The sequence below is a fragment of the Leptothoe sp. EHU-05/26/07-4 genome (assembly GCF_043421015.1).
In the GTDB taxonomy this organism is placed as follows: domain Bacteria; phylum Cyanobacteriota; class Cyanobacteriia; order Phormidesmidales; family Phormidesmidaceae; genus Leptothoe; species Leptothoe turfae.
In genome coordinates, this window is the sequence record NZ_JAXSQV010000004.1 from 184,264 (window position 1) to 205,348 (window position 21,085).

Consider the following 21,085-nt stretch of genomic DNA (forward strand, 5'->3'; position numbering starts at 1 on the left):
GACAAGTCAAGTAAATGTCAGCATTTCGGTTAATTTAACCAACTGTGGTGACAACGGTTGCTGTGCTATCTAGCGTTTCAGGACGATCAGCTTCTGATGGAGGCACCACCTGCCAGAACCTGGGTAGATAGTTGTCCCAATTCGCTAAAATCTGGGCCGCTTTAGTACTGCCGGTGCGTTCTGCGTGATTGGTAATCATCTCTTTAAGCTGTTGAGCACCGGCTGTGGTGATCACCCGCTGTACCTTGACAATCTCAGGGTTAACTCTGGTGGGGAAATCACCTTGTTCATCGAGAAAGTAGCCTAGGCCACCGGTCATACCGGCACCGACATTACGTCCTACGCTACCGAGGCAAACCACAACGCCACCGGTCATGTATTCACAGCAGTGGTCACCGGCTCCTTCAATCACAGCCTGACCTTTAGAGTTACGTACGGCAAATCGCTCACCAGCTTTACCAAAGGCATAAAGTGTACCGCCAGTGGCTCCGTAGAGACAGGTGTTGCCGACAATGACGTTTTTCGATGGATCGTACTGGACGCCTTCGAAGGGCGTAATGATCAGTTCGCCACCGTGCATCCCTTTGCCGACATAATCATTGGCTTCGCCGATGAGACGGAGATTCATCCCCGGTAGGTTAAAGGCTCCAAAGCTTTGACCGATGCTGCCTTTGAATGTGAGGTTCAATGTGCCAGCAAAGCCAGTATTGCCGTATTTTTTGGCAATGGCTCCAGATATGCGGGCACCGACAGAGCGATCAGTGTTGATGACATCAGAGGTTTTGTGGAGTTCAGTCTGGTTAGTAATGGCTTGCTGAATCTCGGCATTTGCCAGGAGAGTGTCATCCAATACGGGACCATTGCTATGAACATCACCATGGTCAAGCCAGGTGCGATCGCTACGGGTATCCGGCAATTGGGTAATGATATTCAGCGTCAAGCCCTGGGTTTTGGTGAGGCTAGCATCAGCGCGAGTGGTCAGCAGATCCGCCCGACCAATAATTTCATTCAATGAGCGATAGCCCAAATGCGCCAATAGTGAACGAACTTCCTCAGCGACAAAGTGGAAAAAGTTAACCACATGCTCAGGCACACCGGTAAAGCGCTTACGCAGTTCTTCGCGCTGGGTAGTGACTCCAACGGGGCAGCTATTGGTGTGGCAAACTCGGGCCATGATGCAGCCCTCAGCAATCATGGCGATGGTGCCAAAGCCATATTCTTCTGCACCCATCAGGGCACCCATGACAACGTCCCAACCAGTTTTAAGGCCCCCGTCAACACGCAGTAGCACGCGGTCACGCAGCTGGTTTTCCATTAACACGCGGTGGACTTCGGTCAGACCCAGTTCCCAAGGCACACCTGCATGCTTAATAGAGCTGAGGGGAGATGCCCCCGTACCTCCATCATGGCCAGAGACCTGAATAATGTCGGCGTTGGCCTTGGCCACACCGGCTGCAATGGTACCAATGCCAATTTCAGACACCAGCTTGACTGAAACACCTGCAGTTGGATTGATTTGGTGCAGGTCGAAGATCAGCTGAGCCAGGTCCTCAATCGAGTAGATATCGTGGTGAGGTGGTGGTGAAATCAACGTTACGCCAGGCTTGGAACGGCGTAGTGAAGCAATGTAGTCGCTCACCTTACGACCGGGTAGCTGACCCCCTTCACCCGGCTTGGCACCCTGGGCCATCTTGATTTCGATTTGCTTGGCGCTCATGAGGTACTCAGGTGTGACGCCAAAGCGGCCTGAGGCTACCTGTTTGATGGCGGAGCAGGCGGTGTCACCCGGCTTTAAGCCCTTCAGGTGGGGCAGCGTGGCTGACAGCCCGTTATCGTCCACATCGTTGATGGGCTGGAAACGGACGGTGTCTTCGCCGCCTTCTCCAGAGTTAGACTTGCCCCCGATGCGGTTCATTGCGATCGCAAGTGTCTCATGGGCTTCCCGAGACAGTGCCCCCAAGGACATCCCCCCGGTGCAGAAGCGGCGCATAATGGCTTCCACTGGTTCCACCTCCTCCATCGAGATAGACCCACGGTCACTCTTGAAGTCCAGGAGATCTCTCAGCGCTGCTACAGGACTCCCCTTCAGCTGCTCCTGGTACAAAGCATAGTGGTCATATTGATTAGACTTCACTGCCTTGTGCAGCAGTTTAGTGAGCTGTGGGCTGTTGCTGTGATATTCCCCCTTAGGCCTTGCTTGCACAAAGCCCATGTGCTCTAGACGTTTGCCAGTGAGCTCGGGGAATGCTTTGCTGTGGAAACGCATGGTTTCCTCGGCTAGCTCAGCCACGGTTAGACCGCCCAGGCGAGAAATACTGCCCTTAAAGCCTGCTGTTAATAGTTCAGGGCCAATACCAATTGCTTCGAAAATTTGCGCACCTTGATAGCTGGAAAGTAAAGAAATGCCCATTTTGGATAGAATCTTCAGCAATCCAGATTCCACGGCCTTACGGTAGTTGGCCTGGGCTCCATTCAATGTAGTGCCAGGCAGCTTGCCGGTTTCCATCAGTTTTTGGGTTTTGCTGTTGGCCCACCAGTGACGAACACTTTCTAGTGCCAGGTATGGGCAGACTGCGCTGGCACCGTAGCCCACTAGGCAAGCAAAGTGGTGGGTGGTCCAGCACTGAGCGGTATCCACTATCAGTGAAGCTTTCATCCGCAAGCCGTTACCGATCAGATGGTGGTGTACGGCACCTACGGCTAATAGAGGTGGAATGTAGGTTTGAGTGGCGGATAGTGTGGCTGGGTTGCCATGGGCATCGATGCGATCGCTAAGGATTAAAATCTCAGACCCTGCCTTAACGGCTGTATCGGCTTGATTACAAAGAGCCTCCAGCGCTTGGCTCAAGCTATGGGGGCCGTTTTCAATGGTGTAAAGCGTAGAAATGCTAGCTGTTTTCAAACTACCCTGGCGAATTAGCGCCAGCTCATTGTCGTTAACCACCGGTGATTCCAGCTTCATCAACTGACTCGGTTGTTCATCCAATAGATTATGGCGCTGCCCCAACTGCATTTGTAACGACATCACCAGTCGCTCCCGCAGAGGATCGATGGGGGGGTTGGTCACCTGGGCAAATCGCTGCTTGAAGTAGTTGAACAGCAGATGAGGCTTCTCAGATAGCACCGCTAAAGGGGCATCGTTCCCCATGCAGTAAGTGGGCTCTTTCCCCTGAGCCGCCATATCCTGAATAACCATATCCAGGTCTTCAGCCGTATAGCCGAAGGCGGTTTGCTGTGTCAGTAGAGACTTTCCTTCCAGGTATGGCTGTTCACTGAAAAGCTGAGGAGAGATGTCTTGACGATGGTTGCGGAGCCATGCTCCATAGGGTTGAGTTTGAGCCACCCGCTGTTTGATATCCCAGTTTTTCAGGATTTCATGGGTCTCAAAGTCAATAGCGATCATTTGACCAGGGCCTAAACGTCCCTTTTCAACGATCTCCTCTGTAGGTAGCTCAACGACGCCTGCTTCGGACGAGACAACCAGGTAACCGCTGCGGGTAATGGCGTAGCGAGCAGGACGCAGTCCATTGCGGTCCAGTGTGGCACCCACTTGCTTGCCATCGCTAAACACCACAAGTGCTGGACCGTCCCAGGGCTCCTGCACACCACTGTAGTATTCATAAAAGTCAGTGATTTCAGGATAATTCAGTAGCTCAGGCTGATTTAGATAGGCTTCAGGCACCATCATCATCAAGGCTTGGGCTGGCGTACGTCCTGAGCGAACCAGCAGCTCCATGACGTTGTCTAAGTTGGCCGAGTCACTGTTATCAGCATTCACAATGGGCTTCAACTGCTGGATGCTGTCTCCCCATACAGAACTTGCCAAATCAGCCTCTCGGGCCATCATCCAGTTGATGTTACCGATCAGCGTATTAATTTCACCGTTATGACCCAATAGACGCATGGGGTGGGCTAAGGGCCACTTTGGCATGGTGTTGGTGCTAAAGCGACGGTGATAGACAGCAAATGCGCTTTCATAATCACTATCTTGCAAATCCAAGTAGAACTGTCCAAGCACATCACTGCGGACCATGCCCTTATAGACCAAAGTTCGACCAGAGAAGGAGCACATGTAGGCTTCTTTGAGGGCCGCTGCCAGCTCGTCACTGCCCTGAACCGCTTCCATTGCTCTTAGCCAGGCACGGCGCAATAGAAAAAGCTGGCGTTCTAGTTCATCACCAGTTGCTTCTGATTCAACAACCACCTGCTCAATCTGAGGCTCAAATTCCCGAGCTAGTGCACCTAATGTCTCAGATGCTACGGGAACAGGCCGCCAACCAATCAGGGTCATACCAGCGGCCTTAGTTACCTGAGCAAACTTTTGTTTAGCAATTTCAGCGGCATCACCATGACGGGGTAAGAATGTCATACCCACGCCAACATGGCCCTGCCTTAATGATTGGCCAGCGGCCCAGCACTGCAAAATTTTCCAAGGGATGGCGGTCATAATACCTGCCCCATCCCCAGAGTCATGGTCGGCGCAGCAACCTCCCCGATGTTCCATGCAGCTAAGGGCATGCAACGCATCAGTAACTAAGCGGTGACTAGCACGGCCTTGCTGATCAGCAATAAAACCCACACCACAAGCGTCTCGTTCCTCCACTAGTGATTTAGGCCCCAAAGGCTCCAGGCCTTGAAATTGCTGATTTGTTTGCACATTATCTACACGCTTATTACCCATGGGCCAGTCACAAGAAGAAAATAGAAAAACGATTGATTATCTAACTGCCAGAGAATTACTAGCCGTTATTACTGATAGCGATTGAAAAGTAATCTCCCAGATACGCAACTAAGGGCGATTAAGATATATCGCTCTACAAAATTGGTAGACCGTAATAAATCCACCTAAGGAAACGAGCTATTGACACCAGTCAACATCGCTGAACAGGATCGGTGTGTATAAACTGATACTCCCAACAGCACTACGTGGGAAATCTCCCATGAGCCGACCATTGCCTGCAAACGCCCATAGCGGGCGTTCGGTGTGACAATGATCACACTATCTTTACATAGTAAAAGTAAATCAAATTTAGCGATCCTTCACTGAACTTGACGAACTGCGTTGGGAAATGTCCTCAAAATTCTTGAGGATCGCTATTATCAAGTGCCTCACTTGGATTCGTCAAGAATCTTTAAGGGCTTTGAAAGATGAGGTGCTTGTGGGATTTGTGGGGTCTTGGTGCCTGGCTATGGGTATGCCAAAGTCCAGATTGAGCCGTGAAAGCTACAGTTGTCTTGGCTCAGCCTATTTTAATTGTGCTGGTATGTGAAGGTTATTTAAAGTGACTTCACTGTCCATAGCCACTTCTTTCTAGGTAGTACCCTTGGGGTAGTTTCAGGATTGATAACGCCTGGAAAGCGGTCGGTAATTTAAAAGCCCTGCTGCTAATTAATTCGCTTCACCTCGTTGAATTGGTTGCCTATGTCGGTGCAAGGTCCTTGGTCGCCCCATGTCAGATCGTCACTAAAGTATCTTGTTTTAATGCTTTGTGTCTGTAGCTTTGTGCTAGGCGGTGCGCAAATAGATTCACAACCAGCTGTAACTAATGTTGTTACAGCATCCTTAGGGCGACTGGCACTGGTGAAGGCTACAGAGCCAACCGCTAGTGGTCGACAGTTGCGACTCAATGGCCGCCTGGTGAATGGTGCATGGCAAAAGCGACGTGATTTGATTGGCATTGCAGATGGTGCGATCGCAACCCATTTAGGTGTTGATTTAGGCAGTACAGGCGACCCATCTGAGCAGCCTGTATCTTGGTTCAATGGCGCTAATCAAGGCATGCTGACCTTGCCTGCATGGCGATACGAACATCATCGCTATGTAGATATTTCCCCCTTGGGTCGTCAACATGAGTGGCAAGTCACTGCCCAGGGCTCAGTTCTAGACTTAACCCTGCCAACGAGTCAGATCATGGCGGTTCGCCAGGGGCGTCAATCCTGGGGTGATCGTCTGGTATTGGATTTAAGTAAAGAAGCTTCGTGGCAGGTAAGCCCGGCAACCAATAGCATTACGGTGACCGTTGATGCCGCAATGGATACAGGGGCTATCTCAGCCTTTAAACTAACGCCCACCAACAGCCTCAAAGGTGCCAACATCACTTCCAGTGCTCAACGCACCACCCTCACCTTGACCGTGGCCAACCATCTGAAGCCCCATGTCTGGAGTTTAGCTGAGCCTAACCGCCTGGTGATTGATATTCGCCCTGATGCTCTCAGATCTAAAGAAATCCTCTGGGCCGATGGCGTGCAATTTCAACAGCGTTACGTTAGCTTAGGCAGTCAGCGCTTCCCTGTGTATACCTTAAGTCTAGACGCCAATCATCCTGACTTTTCTTTGCTGCCTCTGTGGGCGTTTCCTGACCAAGCGGCTGGCATTAAACCGCCATCAGATTTAGCCGAGCAGTGGCAGCCTATAGCCTTAATCAATGGCGGCTTCTTTAATCGAAATAATCAATTGCCACTAGGGGCATTACGGTTTAATAACAGCTGGATTTCTGGCCCAATTCTTGGGCGTGGGGCCATGGGTTGGGATGACCAAGGTAATGTCATCATGAGTCGCCTAACTCTAGCGGCCACCGTCACCGCTAACAATCAAACCTATCCTATTGATCACCTCAACAGCGGCTATGTCAAAGCTGGCATTGCTCGCTACACAGAACATTGGGGGCCTCAATACACCACCCTGGTTGATAATGAAGTGGTTGTCACGGTGCAAAATGAGCGAGTGCTGCAGCAACGTACGTTGGGATCTGCAGGTCAAGAGACTGTGCCCATTCCTCCAGGTGGTTATCTGCTCGTTTTACGGTCTTTTAATTCCGCTGCATCCGCTTTTGCACCAGGAGCAACCGTCGCCTTAACACAACAAATGCAACCCTCTAGTTTTGAGCAGTTGCCCCACACTTTAGGGGCGGGTCCTTTGCTGATAACCAGAGGGCAAATAGTCTTGAACGCCCAGCAGGAATCGTTTAGCCGTAACTTCATCGAAGGTAGAGCCCCCCGCAGTATTATTGGCCTTACTCCGACTGGTCAAATCAAGCTAATCGCTATTCAAGATCGGGTGGGTGGCCGTGGTCCTACGCTGCCAGAAACTGCTCAGATTGTTCAGAAATTGGGATGTACTGATGCACTTAATTTAGATGGTGGTAGCTCATCTAGCCTTTATCTAGGCGGGATGTTGCTCAATCGACATCCCCGCACAGCCGCGCGCATCAATAATGCTTTAGGAGTGTTTGCTAGTTCCCCTGTGGAAAATCGTCTGTAAAAGTGCCCCTGATTGAAGCAACCTTTAAAGTATTTTCCGTAACTTGAAGACTCCGTTTAGTTAATTGCTTCGGTGGCCTCACTCGTGACGCCTATCCAATTTCCGCTGTTATGATGAGACCTGAATTGAAAACGTTATTCAAAATCGCTACCACAGATCGCGGCGTTTTTTACTAAACCCAATTTCTCTAGGGAAGCGATGCATTAAAAAATCCCTGTAGCTCCTTAATACCTACGGTAACTAAACCGGTATTCAAACCTTGTGCTGATTGTATCAGCGAAGTTATTACGCCTACTGCTACTGCTCAGCTACTGGCAGGCTAAGTTTTCTTTGGCCTTGGCAATTTCTACAGGGTCCGCCATTAAAAATCGTAGCCACTATCCGTATCTGTACTTTCCCAAACAGGAACTATAACCATGGTCCAAACTCAAGATCGTCCTAAATCATCTACTCAGGAAAATAAAGAGAGCTTGACCACTATCAGAGATACTCCCATCAGTGACACCCGTCCTTGGGGGTCTTTCACCGTCCTTGAAGAGGGTAAGGGCTACAAAATCAAACGTATTGAGGTTCAGCCTGGTCATCGTCTGAGTTTACAGATGCACCACCACCGTAGTGAGCACTGGATTGTGGTGTCCGGTACCGCCAAAGTAACGTGTGGCGATCAGGAGATTCTTCTTTGCACAAATCAGTCCACCTATGTACCTGCTTGTACCGCCCACCGATTAGAGAATTCAGGCGTTATCCCTCTCGTACTTATTGAAGTACAGAATGGTGAGTACTTGGGCGAAGATGACATCATCCGTTTTCAGGATGACTATGCTCGCACAGACAGCAAGTAAATTCAGTTTGAGCCATTAATGGCAGCTGACAACACAGATATCTAATCTTTATACAGCAGGCCCAGGCAGACAAATCCTACCTGGGCTTGCTGTATCGGTTTGGACTGCCCTTCACTCTATCTGCTCAATATTCAGAGCTGCGTCCAAACAAGTCCAGATTCGACTCAGCTTTCCCTCAAAAGTAATCAGAATAAAGATTGACAATAAAGCCTCGAAATCGATACGATGGGGTCTTGTGAAAACTTGGAAGCAATAGGCATTTGCCTTTCTCAGTATGCCAACTATTCAACAGCTCATTCGGAGTGAGCGCAGTAACGCTCAGAAAAAGACCAAATCCCCAGCGCTGAAGAGTTGCCCTCAGCGTCGTGGAGTTTGTACTCGTGTCTACACCACAACGCCTAAGAAGCCTAATTCTGCGTTGCGTAAGGTAGCTAGAGTTCGACTAACGTCTGGTTTTGAAGTGACTGCCTACATTCCAGGTATTGGACACAATTTGCAGGAGCACTCCGTTGTCATGATTCGCGGCGGGCGTGTTAAGGATCTTCCTGGTGTTCGTTACCACATTATCCGCGGCACCCTGGATACTGCTGGGGTGAAGGATCGCCGTCAAGGTCGTTCCAAATATGGCGCTAAGCGTCCTAAGGAGTAACGGTTCTGCGGCAGCGCACTACGGGAGGTGGGCAGGTGTGGCCCTAGGCTTTCGTGTAGTTGCAGTGCGTTTGCTAGTGTATCCGCCACAGACTCTCTAGCTAGCTATTGTTGAAGCTGTTCAACTCTTAGCACTCAACTCATAGTCTATTAAAGGATTAATATGTCTCGTCGTTCGAGCGCTCAGAAGCGCGTTGTTCCACCTGATTCTGTATATAGCAGCCGACTGGTCAGCATGATGGTTCGACGCATCATGGTGAGCGGTAAGAAATCCCTGGCACTCCGTATTGTTTACGGAGCCTTTAAAATCATTGAAGAACGTACTGGAAATGAACCTTTAGAGGTTTTCGAGCAGGCCGTACGTAACACCACTCCCTTGGTCGAGGTGAAGGCGCGACGTGTAGGTGGTGCTACTTACCAAGTTCCTATGGAAGTGCGCGCCGATCGAGGCACTGCTCTATCTTTGCGTTGGATTTCTCAGTTTGCTCGTCAGCGCGCTGGTAAGAGTATGGCTATTAAGCTTGCGAATGAACTTATGGATGCGGCCAATGAAACAGGTGGTGCTGTTCGTAAGCGTGAAGAGACTCATCGAATGGCAGAAGCCAATAAAGCTTTTGCCCACTATCGTTATTGATTTTTGAGTCAAGCTTGGCCTACTTGGCCTAAGCGTAACGATACGACTTTCTTCAGCTATGTTGTTTGAAGGTTATTGCCATGGCACGCACCTCTCCCTTAGAAAAAGTTAGAAATATTGGGATTGCCGCTCACGTTGATGCGGGTAAAACCACGACAACTGAACGTATCCTCTTTTACTCTGGTGTTGTCCATAAGATTGGAGAGGTTCACGACGGTAATGCTGTTACTGACTGGATGGAGCAAGAGCAGGAACGGGGTATCACGATTACTGCTGCTGCTATTAGTACTAGCTGGCGCGACCACCAGATAAACATCATTGATACACCCGGTCACGTGGATTTCACTATTGAAGTAGAGCGCTCAATGCGTGTTCTTGATGGTGTCATCGTTGTTTTTGATTCAGTAGGTGGGGTGCAGCCTCAGTCAGAAACTGTTTGGCGTCAAGCTGATCGTTATAACGTTCCTCGAATTGCGTTTGTCAACAAGATGGACCGTACCGGGGCTGATTTTTTTCGAGTTTACGAACAAGTTTGCGAACGTCTTAAGGCTAATGCAGTTCCTATTCAGATTCCCATCGGTGCTGAGGATAAATTTCGCGGCGTCGTGGATTTGGTAAAGATGCGGGCTCACATCTATGCCAATGATTTAGGTACAGACATTGAGGAGGTTGATATTCCTGAAGAGCTTCGGGAACAGGCAGAGGAGTACCGGACACTACTCATTGAGGCGATCGCTGAAACTGATGATGCTCTTATGGAAAGATATCTTGAGGGGGAGGCATTAACCGCTCAAGAAATTACTAATGCGGTGCGTACAGGGGTGACTAGTGGTGGCTTGGTCCCCATGCTCTGTGGTTCAGCATTTAAAAATAAGGGTGTTCAGCTTCTGTTAGATGCAGTGGTTAACTATTTACCCTCTCCTTTGGATATACCGCCTATCCAAGGAACATTGCCTAATGGGGAAATGGGTGAAAGACCACCTGAGGATGATGGTCCACTCTCTGCTTTAGCATTCAAAATTATGTCAGATCCCTATGGGCGACTGACATTTATTCGAATGTACTCTGGTGTTTTGACTAAAGGTAGCTACGTTTATAACGCCACTAAGGATAAAAAAGAGCGAGTTTCTCGCTTAATTGTCCTTAAGGCGGACGAACGTATCGAAGTTGGGGAACTACGAGCTGGCGATCTTGGTGCTGTATTAGGCCTCAAGGACACCACTACCGGTGACACAATCTGTACCACTGATAACCCGATTGTGTTAGAGTCCTTATTCGTGCCGGAACCCGTCATATCCGTTGCTGTGGAACCTAAAACCAAGCAAGATATGGAAAAGCTGGCTAAAGCTTTACAGTCGCTGTCTGAGGAAGATCCCACATTCAGGGTGTTTACAGACCCTGAGACGAATCAGACAGTGATTGCAGGAATGGGGGAGCTTCACCTGGATATTCTCGTGGATCGTATGAAGCGAGAATTCAAGGTAGAAGCAAACATTGGCGCACCCCAGGTTGCCTATCGTGAAACTATTCGCAAGGCGGTTACCACTGAAGGTAAGTTTGTGCGTCAAAGTGGAGGTAAGGGCCAGTTTGGTCATGTAGTGATTGATGTTGAACCAGGGGAAGAAGGCTCCGGATTCAAGTTCGAATCTAAGATTGTTGGTGGTACGGTGCCCAAGGAATACATTGGCCCTGCTGAAGCTGGCATGAAAGAAAAGTGCGAATCTGGTATTCTAGCTGGGTATCCCGTGATCGACCTTAAAGTCACACTGGTTGATGGTTCTTACCACGATGTGGACTCGTCTGAAATGGCCTTTAAGATCGCTGGATCGATGGCTATTCAGGATGCAGTCACGAAGGCTTCTCCAGTATTACTGGAACCTATGATGAAAATCGAAGTTGAAGCTCCTGATGAGTTTCTCGGTGACATTATGGGAGACCTTAACTCTCGTCGAGGCCAGATTGAGGGTATGGGGTCTGAGAGCGGACTTGCCAAGGTAAGTGCAAACGTACCTTTGGCTGAAATGTTTGGCTATGCCACTGACATTCGTTCAAAGACTCAGGGTCGAGGCATATTCTCTATGGAGTTTAGCCACTATGCGGAAGTTCCGCGCAACGTGGCTGATGCGGTTATCGCTAGAAACAAAGGGAACGCATAAGTTAGTTTAGGGACACAGTAAAATACATGGCACGCGAAAAGTTTGAAAGAAGCAAACCCCACGTTAACATCGGCACCATTGGCCACGTTGACCACGGTAAAACCACGCTGACAGCTGCGATCACTATGACCTTGGCAGCAGCTGGTAGTGCTAAAGCTCGTAACTACGAGGATATTGATGCTGCTCCTGAGGAAAAGGCGCGGGGTATTACGATCAATACTGCTCACGTAGAGTACGAAACCGAAAACCGTCACTATGCCCACGTAGACTGCCCCGGACACGCAGACTATGTGAAAAATATGATTACAGGTGCAGCCCAGATGGATGGTGCTATCTTGGTTTGCTCTGCAGCTGATGGCCCTATGCCTCAGACCCGTGAGCATATTCTGCTTTCCAAGCAGGTTGGCGTACCTCACATCGTCGTTTTCTTAAATAAGCAAGACCAGGTAGATGATGAGGAACTACTTGAGCTGGTTGAGCTAGAAGTTCGTGAGTTGCTCAGTTCCTATGATTTCCCTGGTGATGATATTCCTATCGTTGCAGGCTCTGCGTTGAAGGCTGTTGAGGCATTGCAGGCGAATAGTAGTATTGGCAAGGGCGAGGATGAATGGGTAGATAAAATTCATGACCTGATGAATCAGGTGGATGAATACATTCCTGCTCCCGAGCGTGATGTTGACAAGCCTTTCTTGATGGCTGTTGAGGACGTTTTCTCTATTACTGGTCGTGGTACTGTAGCTACTGGCCGAATCGAGCGTGGTAAGGTTAAAGTCGGTGAAACAATTGAGATTGTTGGTATCCGTGACACTACTCAGAGCACAGTTACAGGCGTTGAGATGTTCCAGAAGACCTTAGATGAAGGTATGGCTGGTGACAACGTTGGTGTTTTATTGCGTGGTATTCAAAAAGAAGACATTCTACGCGGTATGGTGTTAGCGAAGCCTGGCAGTATCACTCCTCACACTAAGTTTGAGGCTGAGGTTTACGTTCTAAATAAGGAAGAGGGTGGCCGTCATACTCCCTTCTTCCCCGGTTATAAGCCTCAGTTCTACGTGCGTACCACTGATGTAACTGGTTCTATTGCTAGCTTCACTGCTGACGATGGCAGTGCTGCTGAAATGGTTATGCCTGGTGACCGCATCAAGATGAACGTGGAGCTAATTAACCCTGTAGCGGTTGAAGAAGGTATGCGTTTCGCTATTCGTGAGGGTGGACGTACTGTTGGTGCCGGCGTAGTTTCTAAGATCACTGAGTAATTATTACTGAGTAATCTGTTTTAGATTAATACGAAGAGGGCATTCTCAATGCCTTCTTCGTTCCCTTGGTCGTAAGGCCTGTGAACCTTGATAATTAAAGGATACTTTAGTCGTAATGGCTACTATTCAGCAGCAAAAAATTCGCATTCGTTTAAAAGCTTTCGATCGTCGTCTCCTGGACACTTCGTGCGAAAAGATTGTAGACACGGCAAACCGCACTAATGCAACAGCGATTGGTCCAATCCCTTTACCTACTAAGCGCAAAATTTATTGTGTACTCCGCTCTCCCCACGTAAATAAAGATTCGCGCGAGCACTTTGAAACCCGCACCCATCGACGCATTATTGATATATATCAGCCAACTTCAAAGACCATTGATGCTTTGATGAAGTTGGATTTACCTGCTGGTGTAGATATTGAAGTTAAGCTTTAGTCTTCTAATATTAGTTCTGTAGTTAGTTATTGCGCTGGTTTTTGTGTAATAACTTGATGGTGGATCTAAGAGTATATGCCTGGGCATGAGTTTTTGAGATGCTCAGGTATTACTTCTCCATATCCTGTGTCTAGGGCTGTTTGAAATGGGTGGATAGGTTAGAATAAGCATGCTGCATCTGGTAGACATGCCATTATTTGGTTGTCCTATGGGGTGTTTGCTGCAAAGTATCTCCTACCTGCCATAATGGATTCTGCTTCATCAGTCGCTGTCCGAGAGCTACCCTTGTTCCCATTGCCTGAGTTGGTTCTCTTTCCTGGTAGGCATTTACCTCTCCATATATTTGAGTTTCGCTATCGCATCATGATGAATACGATCCTACAGTCGGATCGTCGTTTTGGTGTATTGATGATTGATCCTGATAGTGGTGAAATTTCGAAAGTTGGTTGCTGTGCTGAGGTGATTCACTTTCAGCGTCTGCCTGATGATCGAATGAAAATATTAACCATGGGGCATCAGAGGTTCCGTGTTTTAGATTATGTTCGTGAAAAACCTTATCGAGTAGGTCTGGTTGAGTGGGTTGAGGATGAAGCTGCGGATAAAGATTTATCACCGTTAGCATCTGAGGTAGATCAACTGCTTCGAGATGTTGTTCATCTTTCATCCAAGCTTACAAGTCAAGAGATTGAGTTTCCTGAGAGTGTACCGGAATTGCCCTTAGATTTGTCCTACTGGATTGCCAGTACGCTACATGGTGTAGCCAGAGAGCAACAACAACTCCTAGAAATGCAGAATACAGCTCAACGTTTGGAGCGTGAGGCTGATATCTTAACGTCTACGCGTAATCATCTAGCTGCTCGTACTGCCTTGAAAGATGTGCTTCCTGAGGATAGTCCTTCGTAAGCTTTGATGTCGGTATAGGTATTAATTTACTCATAAAATTTGGGCTTTAATTTCTTTGTAGCTACCAAAAACTTTTAAGCTTTTAGTGCAGTTTTTGAGTAGTTGTAAAGCTGCTTGGGTGTTTGGATCATCCAAGCTAGCTTCAATATCAATAAAAAATCGGTAGTCTCCTAAAGCTAGCTTGGTAGGACGTGATTCGATACGACTCATGTTGATTCCTTGAGTGGCAAATAGCTGGAGTGGTTTAAGTAGAGCGCCTGGGGTATTGTCTGGCAGTCTAAATGCTAGGGATGTGTGACTGCCATGGTTTATCAGGTTCTGACCTAGAACCCAAAATCGGGTTGCATTATCGGGGGTGTCATTAATGGGATCTGCTAATGTTGGGATGTTATATAGCTTAGCTGCCCATAGGGGAGAGATTGCTGCAAACGTCTTATTTTCAGATAGTTTAGGCAAAGCTTCAGTTGTTGAACTTGTTGCTATCTGTAGAGCATTTGGCACATTAGTGGCAAGCCATTTTTGGCATTGAGTCAGGGCCTGCGGATGAGAATAGACTGTTTTAATCAAGTCTAGACTTGTGGCCTGAGACAATAGAGCGTGGTGAATAGGAATTACCAGGTTATTTTGAATCTTTAAACTGTCTAATTCCCATAACATGTCTAGGGTATCGCGTACACTTCCACCAATAGAATTTTCAATGGGAACTACAGCGGTATCAGTTTCACCAGCTGCAGCGGCTTGAATAGCTTTAGAAATGGTACTGTAGGGCTTTAGGGTCGGCGGTACCTCATTACGGTGTGTCTTGAGCCAATGTGCATAGTTAGTAGCCGCCAATTCAGAGTAGCTCCCTGCTGGTCCTAAGTGCGCAATAGAAGTCATCTAGAAAATATATAGAGGGCGTCAGCGACCGCTGAAATAAAGGTGTTAGAGTTAGCTTAATAACTTTTAAGCAAAATGATTGTTGAGGGGTATGACGGCAAGGGGTGATGGCCTGCGATGCTGTTCATGCTACGGACATTTTATTTGTACGATGCGACCTTGGGGTGAAATTGGCTAATGGTTCATTTGCGTGCGTCGCAGTCTGTAGAAATCGCTATATCCCCAGCTCCTGTGCCAATCGATCAGTATTTAAGAAATACTGATCGATTGGTGTATGCCCTTGCAGATCCTAGCCAAATTAAAGTCTTGGGACGTCATACTTTCCAATTTAGTATGCGCTCCATCAAATTTTTGATGCTGACGTTGGAACCCGTGGCAGATGTTCAGATTTATCCCAATGATGCTGGTGAAGTAGTGATTTATTCAGACTCCTGTCGGCTCCGACAGCAAGCTGCACTCAATCGAAGGTTTTCGTTCAAACTGCAAGGCTGGCTGGCCGCACGTCCAGATAATTCTGGTGTTTCGGGCAATGCTGAGCTAGATATCAGCATTGATTTACCTGCTGCCTTCCAGTTGACTCCAAAACCTTTGCTAGAGTCGACGGGAAATACTATTGCTAATAGTATTTTAAGTACGATTAAACAGCGGTTGCAGCGGCGTTTAATCCATGAATACCGCGGGTGGTCTACAGGTGTACTGGCGTCGTCTCATCAGCTACGATAACCGCACTTAATCCCCTAACTTGAGCTAGAGCGCATATTAGTCACTCTAGTAGTGATAGTTGTTGGCAACTTTTGAAAGAGCGGCGATGGTATCGCGTAGGCCCTAGTTTTTGTAAACCAGCTAGATGTTTAGGGCTGCCATAACCTTTATTAGATGCAAGATCGTATCCTGGATAACGGTGTGATAAGCGGATGATCAGTGTATCTCGCCAAACCTTGGCAATGATACTAGCAGCTGCGATCGCAACCACTGATTGGTCTCCTTTAACCACTGTTTTTTGTTCTATCCTTAGTTCGGGAATCATCTGGTTCCCATCCACCAGGCATTGTGTTGGTTGAGGTGATAATTGCCCAATTGCTTGCCGCATGGCTTGCAATGAGGCCTGTAGGATATTTATCTGATCAATGCGGTGAACTGAAACCCAGCCAATTTGACTATCCACAGAAGCTGATTGAATCCTAGGCACTAGGTGTTGACGTTTTTTGGGCGTGAGGGCCTTACTATCTGTTACCCCTTGCTCCTGCAGCCATAATTCCAAATCAGGCCGTAGTATAACGGCCGCAGCCACTACAGGACCAAAAAGAGCTCCACGCCCAACCTCATCTACACCAGCCGTTGCCATGTGGAACCCTAGCCCACCGTGGCAGACGAGCGGCGACGGCGACGGCGACGAGTGGGAGGTGTTTCAGGTTCTTCTGATTCTGGTGAATTTTGAGAAGCTTCAGTAATATCCTCAGGGACAACATCAGACTGGTCTGGTGTACTTAGCGGAGCATCTGTACTGATTGAATCAGTAACCTCAGCAGACACGCTAGTCATATCAGTTTGAGTCTCCTCAGACCCTAAACTCTTAACCAGCATAGTATCAAAGTGTTCAGGCTGAAGTTGACTGGAATCCACTGATGTAGAAGTCTCTCCAGGAAGTACGACAGATACCACTACGTTTTTTGTATCTTGGATTTCCTCCTGGCTTAACACCAAAGGAGAAATCCCCATTTCTGCATAGATTCTTTGTTCATTAGGGGTCAGGGCGACGGTTACCACCTGAGGGGGCACTTCGGGTTTACGTCCACGTCCACGAGAACGTTTACCACGAGTTGAGGTTGTCTCTGTTGTCGATAGCTCGTCTCGGGAACTGTCTCCATTAGTGGCCAAAATAGGAGCAGAACCAACAATAGAGCTGACGTTGCTGCCGTTATTGACTAATTTAGGTGGAGTTGTGATTGACCGACCGCTGCGAGTGCTGCTGGGGCTATCATTGCCACGACGACGGCGGCGGCGGCTGCTGCGACCGTTACCTTTATCGTGATAGTCAGGATGATTGACCAAATCGAGAGACTTCAGATTTTGCTCGGGCTCCAAGCTATCCGAACGTTCTTGGCGTGCCATACGAACACTTGGCATCGGTACAACACGACTCGCTACTGCTGATTGTTGCACTTCTACAGGAGCTTCGCCCGGTAACTGAGCAAGATGACCCAGTCCACCACAGGCGGTACAAGGGCAGCTAAATAACTCGTAAATATTCTGGCCTTGACGTTTTCGAGTCAGCTCTACCAGTCCTAGTTCAGATAGCTGGGAAATTTGAGGACGGGCCTTATCAGCCTGTAGTGCCTTACCAAAATGCTCTAGGACTTGCATTTGATCACGCCGGGATTCCATGTCGATAAAATCGATCACAATAACGCCTGCCACATTCCGCAGACGTAGCTGTCGGGCAATTTCCACAGCCGCTTCACAATTAGTCCAAAGAACGGTTTCCCGTGCAGTTGCTGATCGAGTAAATGATCCAGAGTTAACGTCAATGACGGTTAAAGCTTCAGTGGGCTCAATAATGATATATCCACCAGATGGCAGATCGACTCGTGGCTTTAACGCTTCACGAATTGCTGCATTAACGCGGAAGTATTCTAGAATCGGCGGAGACTCAGTTCGGTGATGATCGACCAATACTCCAGCTGGTAAGCGACCATCACTCCAGCTTGATAGGTGTTGTTTCACCCGCTGCATACCGATATCTGAGTCAGTTACAATGCGATTGACGTCTGCATTGTAAACATCCCGTAAAACCCGCTGAATAAAATCATCGTCCCGATTCAGCAAGGCTGGTGGTCTGGTGGCCATGGCTTCTTGCTGAATCATCTCCCAGCGTTTTTGCAACGCTTCCAAATCTTCAATAATAGCTTCTTCAGATACGCCCTCAGCTTCAGTACGTACCAGTAGCCCCATACCTGGTGGCTTTGTCAAGATACCTAAAGCCCGTAGCCTATGGCGCTCAGCCTCATTACGAATTCGTCTAGATAGGTTAACCCCTCTGCCATAGGGCATTAACACCAGATATCGTCCTGGGAGAGTGATTTTCCCAGTCAGTCGAGGACCTTTATTTCCTGTAGGCTCCTTCATAATTTGCACCAGCACTTTCTGCTTAGGTGCAACTAACTCAGTAATAGGCCCCGGAGCTCTCTTTAGTTTTAGTGGCCCAAGGTCGGACACATGCATAAAGCCATTGCGCTCACTATCACCAATATTAATGAAAGCGGCATCAATGCCTGACAGTACGTTTTCAACCGTACCTACATAGATATCTCCAACTTGGTGGCTACCGGTAGCCACAATTAACTCTTGAATTTGATCTTCCGAAAAAACGGCGGCAGTACGATGCTGCTCCGCAATAATGATCTGCTTAGGCATCCAATTTCCTCAAAAACCCATGTAGCCAACCCATATTCACCGGGGTCGGCTTACGTAAGCTCAACGATTAATCCTTCAAATCTAAGACAGCCGCCCTAACCTAAACCCTCTGGCACCTCAGTTAAAGTCAACCGGGCTCTGGTGAGGCCATGGGCAGGCTACAGAGCAAACCGCAGGAATCCAAAAACTTCACTGCTTAGCAGCTAGAAGTAACGTTTAGATAAATCCGATTAGAGTACTGGGGCCTCAGACAGACCGTAAGCGTCGCTGGTACGTTGCAATCGCAAGTGTTCTGACAGAAGCGGAACTGGTCAGTACTCGCCGTTGGTTGAGCTGCAGCTAACAAGCTCTGTAGTTATCCTATGACAGCTTCAGTTGCAATGGATTATAGCTTGAGCCTGCCCATATGGCCAGGATTTTGGACTTTTTATTTAAATTTTTTCAGAGAAAATATAGTTGCCGTTATGCAGATTTATAGCAAACAGCTGAATGCGTTCAGCTGTTTGCTGAGTGTCAAGCTTTTGCTATTCATAGCTTCCAGTCATGACTGATGTTGTGAACTATGTGCGCCAAGCTATATCTAAAGCCCATAAAAATAAGTCTTTGAGGTGGATATTGCCATCCACCTCAAAGACTTGGAGTTACGTTGCTACTAATACTAGATAGCTAATACTAAACAGCGACAACTCGTTTTTTTATTGGCTGTGCTGGTTCCAAAGGCGTTGTCGTATCAATGGGCTGCATGAGGAAAACAATTAAGGGGTAACGTTTGGGGAGCTCACGCCGGACAAAATGACGAACCTCCTCCTCTAAGCGTGAACGTAATCCATCCCATCGAATAACCCGCTGATTCCCAGAGGTATCAATGACTTCGTTCCAACGACCCCGTAGTCCAGCCGTGACTACTTGGTAAACTTTGGCATCCCAATCGGCCTGTGAGTGCTTGGTAACCACACCGCGTAGATGTACTGCAGGAGGGGTCAATAACTTGCCATTACTGTCTACAGTAGTCGATATCGTAATGATGCCGTCTTCTGCTAGCTGCTGACGTTCCTTCAATACTGTCCGTCCGACAATTCCATTGCGGGATGAGTCCACTAATTCAATACCTGAAGAAACTTTGCCAGCAATCCGGATACCTTGCTTTTTATCAACAGCCACGATATCGCCGTTTTGGATGACGACCATGTTCTCTGCAGGTATCCCCATGCTTTGAGCAGTAGCCGCATGCTTAACTAGCATACGATGCTCACCATGGACAGGTAAGAAGTATTTCGGGCGAGTCAGGGCCAGCATCAACTTTTGGTCTTCTTGAGCACCATGGCCAGATACATGTAGTCCTCGTCTCTTGCCGTAAATAACATTAGCACCCTGAGCCATCAGTCTATCAATAGTATTGACGACTGCTATGGTATTGCCAGGGATAGGGTTGGCTGAAAAGATAATCGTATCTCCGCTACGTACCCTGATTTGGCGGTGGGAACCATTAGAAATACGCGTAAGTGCGGCCATAGGCTCTCCCTGGGAGCCTGTTGTCAGAATCATTGCCTGTTCATCAGGGCAGCCATTCAGGGCGTTTAAGGGCTTAAATAAATTGTCTGGACACTTGATATAACCCAAGCTGCGGGCATGAGCTATCACATTGAGCATGGACCGTCCGACCACGAACACCGAGCGCTTATGCTTTTGTGCGAGCTCTAGTAGCATGTTGACTCGGTGCACTGAGGACGCAAAGGTCGTCACCATGAGACGACCTTTGGCTTCACTAAAGGCACGATCTAGGTTTGGAAATACTGACCGTTCAGAAGGGGTATGACCTGGAACCTCAGCGTTTGTAGAGTCGCTGATTAAGCACAGAATACCTTCTTCTCCATAGGCAGCTAATCGGGCGAAATCAAAATATTCACCATCTACAGGAGTATGGTCGATCTTAAAATCACCTGTATGAATAACAGTGCCTGCTGGTGTGCGAATGGCTACTGTAAAGCTGTCGGCCATTGAGTGGGTATTACGGATATATTCCACTACAAAGGATTGACCTAGCCTAACGGTGTCACGGGGTTGGACTGTTTGTAATTCGGTGCGATCAGCTACCCCGGCTTCTTCTAGCTTGTCAGCCAGCAGCGCCATAGCCAGCCGTGGGCCGTAGATAATGGGAATGTCAAACTGCTTCAGATGAAAGGCAATGCCACCAATATGGTCCTCATGACCGTGGGTGACAATCATGCCTTTAATTTTATGATGATTTTCCCTGAGGTAGGTAACGTCAGGCAGCACGATATTCACGCCATGCATTTCATCGGATGGAAATGCTAGGCCTGCATCTACCAGGATGATTTCATCATTAATTTCAAAGACACAGGTATTTTTACCAATTTCATGTAATCCGCCTAGGGGAATGATTTTAAGAGTGTCTTTCTCTATTGTTTTGGTATTACTGGGAGATGGCACAGGGGAAGTGCCCTTAATTCTAGGAGTATCAGACTGGTTGCTACTTTTTGCAGTAGTTCTAGATCGTTGGCTTGTTCTAGATCGTTGGCGCATGAGTTCCTTAATGAAAGGTCAAAAAAATTGTCTGAAAACGTTTAGTAAAGATGTGCTGTAAAGTCTGAAGCGTTAACTACAGGGGAATAGATATCTAAAAAGTTGAGTTTTGTGG

At 48.0% G+C, this 21,085-nt stretch carries 14 protein-coding genes; 9 read left to right on the forward strand and 5 right to left on the reverse strand.

Translation table 11 applies throughout. The features are described from left to right. Window positions 1–34: 34 nt before the first annotated feature. Window positions 35–4,681, reverse strand: a complete 4,647-nt coding sequence (gltB, locus tag U2F10_RS13925; RefSeq protein ID WP_499872460.1) for a glutamate synthase large subunit — start codon at window positions 4,679–4,681, stop codon at window positions 35–37. 741 nt (window positions 4,682–5,422) lie between these two features. On the opposite strand from gltB, the gene U2F10_RS13930 reads away from it, so the two are divergent. From U2F10_RS13930 to U2F10_RS13965, 8 genes are all read left to right on the forward strand, one after another. Further along, window positions 5,423–7,261, forward strand: coding sequence for a phosphodiester glycosidase family protein (locus tag U2F10_RS13930; RefSeq protein ID WP_499059339.1), 1,839 nt, complete (start codon window positions 5,423–5,425; stop codon window positions 7,259–7,261). Between the two features lie 416 nt (window positions 7,262–7,677). Then, window positions 7,678–8,103, forward strand: a complete 426-nt coding sequence (locus tag U2F10_RS13935) for a phosphomannose isomerase type II C-terminal cupin domain (protein ID WP_163661818.1) — start codon at window positions 7,678–7,680, stop codon at window positions 8,101–8,103. 274 nt (window positions 8,104–8,377) lie between these two features. Beyond that, window positions 8,378–8,752: a 30S ribosomal protein S12 gene (gene rpsL, locus U2F10_RS13940; RefSeq protein WP_006515834.1), complete on the forward strand. Its 375-nt coding sequence runs from the start codon at window positions 8,378–8,380 to the stop codon at window positions 8,750–8,752. A 162-nt stretch (window positions 8,753–8,914) separates the two neighbouring features. Continuing rightward, window positions 8,915–9,385 carry a 30S ribosomal protein S7 gene (gene rpsG / locus U2F10_RS13945; RefSeq protein ID WP_163661816.1) on the forward strand — a complete coding sequence of 157 codons (471 nt, stop codon included), beginning with the start codon at window positions 8,915–8,917 and terminating at the stop codon, window positions 9,383–9,385. Window positions 9,386–9,465: 80 nt separating this feature from the next. Further along, on the forward strand, window positions 9,466–11,541 hold the full coding sequence (fusA, locus tag U2F10_RS13950; RefSeq protein ID WP_163661815.1) for an elongation factor G: 2,076 nt from the start codon (window positions 9,466–9,468) through the stop codon (window positions 11,539–11,541). A gap of 26 nt (window positions 11,542–11,567) precedes the next feature. Beyond that, entirely contained in the window at window positions 11,568–12,797 is a 1,230-nt protein-coding gene (tuf, locus tag U2F10_RS13955) for an elongation factor Tu (RefSeq protein WP_163661812.1), read from the forward strand. Window positions 12,798–12,912: 115 nt separating this feature from the next. After that, window positions 12,913–13,230: a 30S ribosomal protein S10 gene (gene rpsJ / locus U2F10_RS13960; protein WP_006515830.1), complete on the forward strand. Its 318-nt coding sequence runs from the start codon at window positions 12,913–12,915 to the stop codon at window positions 13,228–13,230. Window positions 13,231–13,476: 246 nt separating this feature from the next. Continuing rightward, on the forward strand, window positions 13,477–14,133 hold the full coding sequence (locus U2F10_RS13965) for an LON peptidase substrate-binding domain-containing protein (protein WP_163661810.1): 657 nt from the start codon (window positions 13,477–13,479) through the stop codon (window positions 14,131–14,133). A 30-nt stretch (window positions 14,134–14,163) separates the two neighbouring features. On the opposite strand, the gene pheA is transcribed toward U2F10_RS13965, so the two are convergent. Continuing rightward, window positions 14,164–15,012, reverse strand: a complete 849-nt coding sequence (gene pheA / locus U2F10_RS13970; protein WP_163661808.1) for a prephenate dehydratase — start codon at window positions 15,010–15,012, stop codon at window positions 14,164–14,166. 177 nt (window positions 15,013–15,189) lie between these two features. Here pheA and U2F10_RS13975 point away from each other — a divergent pair, with 177 nt between their 5' ends. After that, window positions 15,190–15,735, forward strand: a complete 546-nt coding sequence (locus U2F10_RS13975) for a DUF1997 domain-containing protein (protein WP_163661806.1) — start codon at window positions 15,190–15,192, stop codon at window positions 15,733–15,735. 40 nt (window positions 15,736–15,775) lie between these two features. On the opposite strand, the gene U2F10_RS13980 is transcribed toward U2F10_RS13975, so the two are convergent. The 3 genes from U2F10_RS13980 to U2F10_RS13990 all read right to left on the reverse strand — a co-directional run bounded on the left by U2F10_RS13980 (window position 15,776) and on the right by U2F10_RS13990 (window position 20,970). Next, the gene (locus U2F10_RS13980) at window positions 15,776–16,357 is read right to left on the reverse strand and encodes a ribonuclease HII (RefSeq protein WP_499872463.1); all 582 of its coding nucleotides are present in this window, start codon (window positions 16,355–16,357) and stop codon (window positions 15,776–15,778) included. A gap of 8 nt (window positions 16,358–16,365) precedes the next feature. Continuing rightward, entirely contained in the window at window positions 16,366–18,426 is a 2,061-nt protein-coding gene (rne, locus tag U2F10_RS13985) for a ribonuclease E (protein ID WP_163661802.1), read from the reverse strand. A gap of 672 nt (window positions 18,427–19,098) precedes the next feature. Next, window positions 19,099–20,970 carry a ribonuclease J gene (locus tag U2F10_RS13990; protein WP_499059329.1) on the reverse strand — a complete coding sequence of 624 codons (1,872 nt, stop codon included), beginning with the start codon at window positions 20,968–20,970 and terminating at the stop codon, window positions 19,099–19,101. Window positions 20,971–21,085 lie beyond the last annotated feature (115 nt).

Excerpts from the sequence above, each read along its gene's own strand:
- gltB (WP_499872460.1), bottom strand. The coding sequence starts at position 4,681 with ATGGGTAATAAGCGTGTAGATAATGTGCAAACAAATCAGCAATTTCAA.
- U2F10_RS13935 (WP_163661818.1), top strand. The coding sequence starts at position 7,678 with ATGGTCCAAACTCAAGATCGTCCTAAATCATCTACTCAGGAAAATAAA.
- pheA (WP_163661808.1), bottom strand. The coding sequence starts at position 15,012 with ATGACTTCTATTGCGCACTTAGGACCAGCAGGGAGCTACTCTGAATTG.
- U2F10_RS13975 (WP_163661806.1), top strand. The coding sequence starts at position 15,190 with ATGGTTCATTTGCGTGCGTCGCAGTCTGTAGAAATCGCTATATCCCCA.
- U2F10_RS13990 (WP_499059329.1), bottom strand. The coding sequence starts at position 20,970 with ATGCGCCAACGATCTAGAACAAGCCAACGATCTAGAACTACTGCAAAA.
- tuf (WP_163661812.1), top strand. The coding sequence starts at position 11,568 with ATGGCACGCGAAAAGTTTGAAAGAAGCAAACCCCACGTTAACATCGGC.
- rpsG (WP_163661816.1), top strand. The coding sequence starts at position 8,915 with ATGTCTCGTCGTTCGAGCGCTCAGAAGCGCGTTGTTCCACCTGATTCT.
- fusA (WP_163661815.1), top strand. The coding sequence starts at position 9,466 with ATGGCACGCACCTCTCCCTTAGAAAAAGTTAGAAATATTGGGATTGCC.
- U2F10_RS13965 (WP_163661810.1), top strand. The coding sequence starts at position 13,477 with ATGGATTCTGCTTCATCAGTCGCTGTCCGAGAGCTACCCTTGTTCCCA.
- rne (WP_163661802.1), bottom strand. The coding sequence starts at position 18,426 with ATGCCTAAGCAGATCATTATTGCGGAGCAGCATCGTACTGCCGCCGTT.
- U2F10_RS13930 (WP_499059339.1), top strand. The coding sequence starts at position 5,423 with ATGTCGGTGCAAGGTCCTTGGTCGCCCCATGTCAGATCGTCACTAAAG.
- rpsJ (WP_006515830.1), top strand. The coding sequence starts at position 12,913 with ATGGCTACTATTCAGCAGCAAAAAATTCGCATTCGTTTAAAAGCTTTC.
- rpsL (WP_006515834.1), top strand. The coding sequence starts at position 8,378 with ATGCCAACTATTCAACAGCTCATTCGGAGTGAGCGCAGTAACGCTCAG.
- U2F10_RS13980 (WP_499872463.1), bottom strand. The coding sequence starts at position 16,357 with ATGGCAACGGCTGGTGTAGATGAGGTTGGGCGTGGAGCTCTTTTTGGT.